This window comes from Rahnella perminowiae (assembly GCF_019049695.1).
GTDB classification, from domain to species: domain Bacteria; phylum Pseudomonadota; class Gammaproteobacteria; order Enterobacterales; family Enterobacteriaceae; genus Rahnella; species Rahnella perminowiae.
Window position 1 is genome coordinate 1 of sequence record NZ_JAFMOT010000132.1, and the last position, 6,708, is coordinate 6,708.

General features: G+C 45.2%; 6 protein-coding genes. 1 reads left to right on the forward strand and 5 read right to left on the reverse strand.

What is annotated here, in order from left to right; all coding sequences use genetic code 11:
- Positions 1–346: 346 nt before the first annotated feature.
- From J1781_RS00950 to J1781_RS00960, 3 genes are all read right to left on the reverse strand, one after another.
- The gene (locus J1781_RS00950; protein WP_014333818.1) at positions 347–622 is read right to left on the reverse strand and encodes a ribbon-helix-helix domain-containing protein; all 276 of its coding nucleotides are present in this window, start codon (positions 620–622) and stop codon (positions 347–349) included.
- Positions 622–1,257, reverse strand: a complete 636-nt coding sequence (locus J1781_RS00955; RefSeq protein WP_129955455.1) for an AAA family ATPase — start codon at positions 1,255–1,257, stop codon at positions 622–624. Before J1781_RS00955 ends, J1781_RS00950 begins: the two co-directional genes overlap by 1 nt.
- A gap of 621 nt (positions 1,258–1,878) precedes the next feature.
- Entirely contained in the window at positions 1,879–2,286 is a 408-nt protein-coding gene (locus J1781_RS00960; protein WP_217233081.1) for a nuclear transport factor 2 family protein, read from the reverse strand.
- Between the two features lie 160 nt (positions 2,287–2,446).
- Here J1781_RS00960 and J1781_RS00965 point away from each other — a divergent pair, with 160 nt between their 5' ends.
- The gene (locus J1781_RS00965; protein WP_217233082.1) at positions 2,447–3,397 is read left to right on the forward strand and encodes a LysR family transcriptional regulator; all 951 of its coding nucleotides are present in this window, start codon (positions 2,447–2,449) and stop codon (positions 3,395–3,397) included.
- Positions 3,398–4,037: 640 nt separating this feature from the next.
- Here J1781_RS00965 and J1781_RS00970 read toward each other — a convergent pair.
- Positions 4,038–5,087, reverse strand: coding sequence for a RepB family plasmid replication initiator protein (locus tag J1781_RS00970; protein WP_129955453.1), 1,050 nt, complete (start codon positions 5,085–5,087; stop codon positions 4,038–4,040).
- A gap of 793 nt (positions 5,088–5,880) precedes the next feature.
- The gene (locus J1781_RS00975) at positions 5,881–6,588 is read right to left on the reverse strand and encodes a GNAT family N-acetyltransferase (RefSeq protein ID WP_129955452.1); all 708 of its coding nucleotides are present in this window, start codon (positions 6,586–6,588) and stop codon (positions 5,881–5,883) included.
- Positions 6,589–6,708: the final 120 nt, after the last annotated feature.

Here is a 6,708-nt window from a genome sequence, read left to right on the forward strand (position 1 = left end):
ATTTATTATTTATTAGCGTAAAATCAGGTTACAACTTCAACAACAAACCGCAGTTTCGAGGGACCAAACGTCATAGGGTAATGAGCGATTAAAAATAGATTTTTGCATAGTTACTAAGTAATACTTATTACATCATAAGTAGGGTAGTGAATGGCAGACCTTATGAAACAAATTTCAGAATTCTAAAATAAAAACAGAGAGTTACCACAACGCTAAAGCTGTGTTGGTCGGTAACTTCAGGTGGGGGAGGTGAGTTGTAGAATGGTGGGAAATTTTAAAAGAGCTAATTTTACCTGCAAACCTGGCATTGGCAGCATCATACATAACTGCCCATGCCATTAAGATATCAAACCTTTTTTAGGTAGGCTTCCAATGCGTCGCGAATGATTGCGCTGACGCTTTTTGGGGCCACACCGATACGCTTATTATGGAGAGCAAGATCTTCAATCTCGCGCAACGTATTCTGAGGTATTGAGATGGTAGTCCTGGTCAGGATTTCCTGAGCCGGTTCCACAACTTTTTCGTCACCGTAGGGGCGGTCAGCCAGTCTGTTAGCCAGCGCGTCAGCCTCAGCTTCCGTAACAACACGACGATTTGAAAAAGGGGGTTTTTTTAGAGCCATTAAAATACCTCATTCATCAATGCCAGCACTTCTGCCTTGGCTTTTTCATTAGTTGTTTCCAGTACAGATTTACCTTCGGACATCACATCGCGGTAAACCTTTCGGTAACATGCGGTTGCAGTCAAAGGAATGAGCCCTTCAAACTCGCGAACATATTCAAGAAACTCATGTCGTTCATTGCCCTGCAACAGCGGGTTCGTGGTTGCCATACTTTGATAGCAGTACGCCTTAAGCTCGGGATTGAGATCTCGCATACTTTCCAGCTGCTGCTGCAATTCAACCATAGTATCAAGATCTAACTGTGAGCATTGATGTGGGGCGATAATCTGATGTGCGACCGTGCCTCCGGTGATTAGCTCACGGCTATTGCGACCAGCAACATCAACGATGACATGAGCAAATTTTTCATCAAGGCTTCTTAGCGTTTGAGAAATGTTATCTCGTTTTTCAATCAGGGTAATGGATGGGCTAATTCCCGCAGCTTCACGTTCTGCATACCACCTTGAAGCTGAACGCTGAACGTCAGCATCGACGAGACATACATCTTCGCCACGAAGGGCCAGGCCTACAGCCAGATTAATAGCAGTAGTGGTTTTGGCTGCCCCACCTTTATTGCATCCAATAATCGTGATCATTTGTCACCTGTGATATCGAAAATAGCATTTCCTAAATAATAACGCATAAAAGCTAAATGTGAAGTAATATTAACTAATTAATACTTATGAAGTAATACTTTTTCACTTTAACAAATCTAGCGCTCATTAAAAGTGACAACGTAACTCAAAATAATCTCATATTAATTATTTAAAAACAAATACTTATAAGACTTTCAATCCTCAGTCATAACAAGCGGGATTAGAATTCATGAATAAAAGCCCGCCACTTATGATGACAGTGGCGCCTGCGCATCCGGTCAGTTTTGGGAAGCCTTCTTATTCTGGTTGAAACGGGGGTTCATCAGCTTCGGCGATCCGGCCGGCAGATATCACGTACTGTGGCCAAGGAGTTTTGAGGGAGAACAGACTGGGTTGCGGCAGTAATTGCACTTGCCGCGGCGGTCGCCCTGTTCAGGTTTAAATTCAAAGTGACACACGTCATTGCCGGCTGTGCCAGATATAGTCAGACCGGCAACTAAAAATAGCTAAAGTAGAATTCTGCGGTTTGCAACGCAGACAGCAGGATTGACCGGTTGCAATGCCATTCCTGCGCGCAGTTGAGGCTACGATTCTACTGTCATTGTTAGCGTTTAAACCTGATTATTCCAAAGGAACCAGCTGCATCGGCTTGCCTCCCAGTTTCGAAGCAAGTTTTTGCTGCACTGCGACAACTGACGCAAGTGGGCGCCATGCCACAGTCATGTGGTCAATAAAGCCCATATCGTCTAAATGCATGTGGTCCATGCCGTCAATAATATGGTCACCAAACTTGATGGTGAACACTGCAACAAAGTCTGCTCCGTCACGCAAAAGGAGCTTCAGCTCAAAGTCATCGATGGTCTCAAGAAGCCGGGAAACTATCTGAAAAACAAGTTCTTTTCCTTCAAATGGAACAGGAACAATTGGGCTGCGAAGTATGACATTATCCGCCATATAGGCCTCGAGCCCTTCAACGTGACGATTGCCCATAGCGTTGAGATACGCATCGAGATGCTCAGTGGTGACCATGAAAAAATTCTCCTCATTAGTAAATTTCAGCCAGTGCCTGGTAAAAGACCAGGCACCTTACAGGCTCATCCTAACGCCATTGATCGTGCGTCATTAAGCAGGGTAAAGTTCATTTCAGATATGACAAAAATGTCAGTAATGAAATTTTCGGGAGGAGATTGTGGATAGTTTCAGCGCACTGGGAGGGTTGGAGGTGTTTGTTCAAACAGCGAAGACACGGAGTTTTGCCGAAGCGGGGCGAACCCTTGGCATTTCTGCGTCCGCAGTCAGTAAAAGTATTTCCCGGCTTGAAGAGCGGGTTGGCGTGCGGCTTTTCCAACGCAGCACACGTAGCGTCCGCCTTACCTCAGAAGGTGAGATGTTCCTCGAAAGGTGCGGACGCATTTTTGGTGAAATCCAGGCAGCGGAAGATGAACTCGGCGCAATGACACAACACCCACGCGGACGACTAAGGGTGGGGCTGGCGCTTTCAGCAGGGTTACCGCTGCCCGTCCTCTCAGCATTCATGGCGCGCTATCCCGAGATTGAACTCGATCTGGATTTCACCGATCGACTTGTTGATGTGATCGATGAAGGGTTCGATGTGGTAATTAGGGGAAACTCGCTTCGCGATTCACGTCTGGTATCCCGCCCGCTGGGGCCCTATCGAGCCTGCCTTGTAGCCGCACCGTCGTATTTGAAAGAAAAAGGTATGCCCACAAAACCGGACGATCTTTTAAATCATGCATGCCTGCACTATCGTTGGACGCCAACTGGCAAAATATACCAGTGGCCACTGGAACACACAGTCGGTACAACAGCAATATCTTCGCTGCCCTTGTCGATGGTATGCAATAGCCTGGACGCGTTGCTTTATATGACTCTTGCCGGGCGCGGGATCGCATGTGTGCCCGACTTCTCTGTCAGAACCCCGGTTGCTGACGGACGCCTGAAAACCTTGCTGGATACCTACGTAACGGATGCTAATACTATTCATATAATGTGGCCAAGCAACCGAAAAATGACGCCAAAGGTGCGCGTCTTCGTAGACTTTATGCACGCCAATTTCTGCGATTATTTGGCCACTCCGATGAATGATCCAAAGCAAAAGAGAGAGCGTTCTCCCACCTGAAACCTGACTTTTCCATCTGGATAATCTCCGCGTAAAGGCCGGAATTCTGTTTCTGAAGGGGTGTAGATTCTTGGGGGTAAGGTCATTCCTCAGCTAGCTAAGTGGACATCAGAAAAGTGGTCTTAAAAGTACCACGGTAAAAGTGACACTGTCTCAAACCTCTTCCAAGACACTTTAATCAGCTAAAAACTCAGACATTAATAATATCCACTATAGAGAGCATTAACCACTAGAGTGAGCATAAGAATTTACACGGAATTTGAAAACACTGTAGTGAGAAGCAACCACTGCAGAGAGTAACATCCACTAAAGTGAGTAAAACCACTATGGAGAGCATTAACCACTGGAAAGAGTAAATAGAGGTGAAGTGGAAAATGTAAGCAAGTACTAACCTAACTATCATAAGGGGCTTCAGGTTAGTAACTACTAGGGGGGTTAGGGTAAAACACGCAAACAACCACTAGAGCGAGTAAAGATTACTAACCGCAGTGGTTGGTAGATTTCATAATCGCTGAGTTTGCTGATTGCAGTGGTTGCGCTTCTCACTACAGTGGTTAATTTGCTTACCACAGTGGTTATGAAAAAAGCCTGCTGATAACACAACAGGCTTCGGGTCAGAGGGATAACGAAGGTATCGATACTATTTCTTTGCCTGTCGAAGTTGTTCAAGCAACTCAAGTTCTTCTTTCGTCAGCATTACCATCTCACGCGGCGCGCCAGGATCGACATCTTTCTCGGCAGGGATATCAATAATATGTTCATCGTCCAGGACATCATAGACATCATCGCCTATACCGGTCGGGATCTGAGCTGGTCGTAATTTTGGCCGCCTATAGTGGATACAGAAATACACGGCTTTACCGCGTTTGACCTCCGTATAGTCGAGATAGCCAATAGCCTTAAGTTGTTCCATTGCCTTACGAACAGTAGCGTTCTGAGTGATCGCTCGTGATGTCAGATTAAGGCGGGCACGCAGGCGCGACATGGATATGGGAGCGGGATCTGTCGGCAGGCTTTCAATAAAGGTATAGAGAGCCTGCGCCGACTCCTTGCGAGATAGTTCGTTGATTGCCCTGAGCTGAAGAAGAACTTTCTTATCGAATTGATACAACTCAAAAATCTTTGGATCCGCCTGTAACTCGACGACATCCTTTTTCGGGCTATATTTTGCTGACTGAACAAGGTGAGTAACATAATAGTCCCCCTCCTTATTGGAAAACGACAACGTGTTGGTTGCGATACGTTCCAGAGAGGCTTCCAAACGCGCCCTGAGCTTCGCTGAGGAGCGCGCGGAAGGAATGCCACATAATTTAGCGAACTCAACGAAAGGCAGGTATACAGAGTCTCCCAGGACCTTATGCTTGGCAAAGGCATGAATGATCCCGACCCATGTCTTGAAATCATTATCCATATCAAGCCGGGCACCGGTGATCTTAATGTTTTCATATCCTTCAGACTTGACGATCGAAAGTTGCTTGAGCTCCGAAGTGACATCCATGGAATTCATCTGACCTTTACGGCCCCGGGCAGTCGATTTCAACGTGGGTACAAATAAGCCCAACCGCATAAGTGCTACAGGCTGAACCGTGTTATTGCTGTTAGGAACCAGAGTAACAAGTTCACCTGTTCGCTTATCCGTTTCTGCGAAAGCTTTCGCTATCTCTATGTTTTTTGGCTCATTTCCAGACATTATCTGCTCTCACAATGAATGTGCATAAGAGTCTCTCTGTACACGATACAGTGGATACTAACACTCACTATAGCGGTTTTACTACCACACATAGTGGTTAATTTGCTTTTTATAGTGGTTGTTTTACTCCCTATAGCGGTTAACGATCTTCATTTTACCCATATAGCGCAAGGCCTCCAGAGGTGCGGGGATCTCTTTGGTTCTTTTAGGTTCTATTTGGATCTTATTATTGGATCGAACAAGAGGATAACTTTAAAAACAGAAGGTTAAATTTTCCGATAAGGATCCAAAATGACCATTGCAGCTCCGTATCTGGCAGGTGCATAACTTGTATATATCATGACAAGTCTTCGGACAGCCGGAAGACTTGTCATTTATTTTTCAGATAATTATCTCATTCCTTAGGGGATAACATTATGCACAGTACTGATGATGGTTTACTCCCTCTAGTGGTTTTTAGTCACTCACCAGCGAAGTTAACTTGCTGTTCATAGTGGTTACTAAGCTCTCTATAGCGGTTAGTTTACTCCTTATAGTGGTTTCTTATGTCGATCAATCCCTTATAGCGCAAGGCTTGTAGCGAAGCGGGGATCTCTTTTGATCTATTAGATGATCTCTATAGGATCTTATTATTGGATCTGGCCTGTGGAAAAGTGGATAAAAAAGAAAGTGAGTTAAAATTTAACGGGAGGAGGAGGGCGGCTCATCTTCAGATAATCAGGTGTCTGACCTTAAGCTATGATGCGCACTGCTGATCTGGAAGCAGTGCGCATCGTTGGCAATGATGTACCTGTCAGAGGTGAGGCATAAATTCGGCCAGCCGGTGTTTTTGTTTTCTTCGTTCGTCAAGATTAGAGGGACTTAACCAAAGCTCCATAGCCTGTCTGATGCCATCCCATTCAGAGTCGATGATAGAATACCAGCGGACATCACGGCTGTGCCCCTTTGAAACCTGTGTTTGTCTGAGAGTACCTTCATAGGTAAATCCGAGTCTTTCTGCCGCACTGATCGCTGCCTCATGCAGGCTGTCACATTTCCATCCACACCGGCGATACCGTAATGTTTCCAGTACATAATAGAGCAATAGGAATATGGCCTCAGTACTGCAAAAGGTGCGTTTCATCAGCGGTGACCAGTTAATCCAGCCTATCTCTACAGAACCGTTATCAGGATCCATTCGCTGTAGGGCAAGAAATCCAACAGCTTTACCTGTAGATATATTGATTACTGCGTAAAAAATGGGATCCTTGCTTGCGGCAAGAGAAGCGATGTAGTAATCGCACTGTTTGATAGTGACGGGGCGTTTAATATGAAAGTACGTCCAGTCACGCTCATCATCAATACTGTGCCAGGCATCGAATAAGTCCCGGCTATGCTTAACGTCAATTGGCTCAAGATAGCAATATTTTCCTCTGAGGATAACTTTTTGAGGAAGCGCATGTGGCTGCCAGTCGGGTAATTCTTTACCCAATGTCTGACCATAAATATTTAATTCAGTCATAATAAATTTTACCTGTGTTGTTAAAATTAGCATATTGGGCCAGCACTGTGATTTTGTTTTTCTCCTGCACTATTATTCAATCCCTGATGCTCGCATATCGTAATTAAAATACTTATCGGT

Coding starts and splice junctions, on each gene's coding strand:
- J1781_RS00955 (WP_129955455.1), bottom strand. CDS start 1,257: ATGATCACGATTATTGGATGCAATAAAGGTGGGGCAGCCAAAACCACT.
- J1781_RS00975 (WP_129955452.1), bottom strand. CDS start 6,588: ATGACTGAATTAAATATTTATGGTCAGACATTGGGTAAAGAATTACCC.
- J1781_RS00950 (WP_014333818.1), bottom strand. CDS start 622: ATGGCTCTAAAAAAACCCCCTTTTTCAAATCGTCGTGTTGTTACGGAA.
- J1781_RS00960 (WP_217233081.1), bottom strand. CDS start 2,286: ATGGTCACCACTGAGCATCTCGATGCGTATCTCAACGCTATGGGCAAT.
- J1781_RS00970 (WP_129955453.1), bottom strand. CDS start 5,087: ATGTCTGGAAATGAGCCAAAAAACATAGAGATAGCGAAAGCTTTCGCA.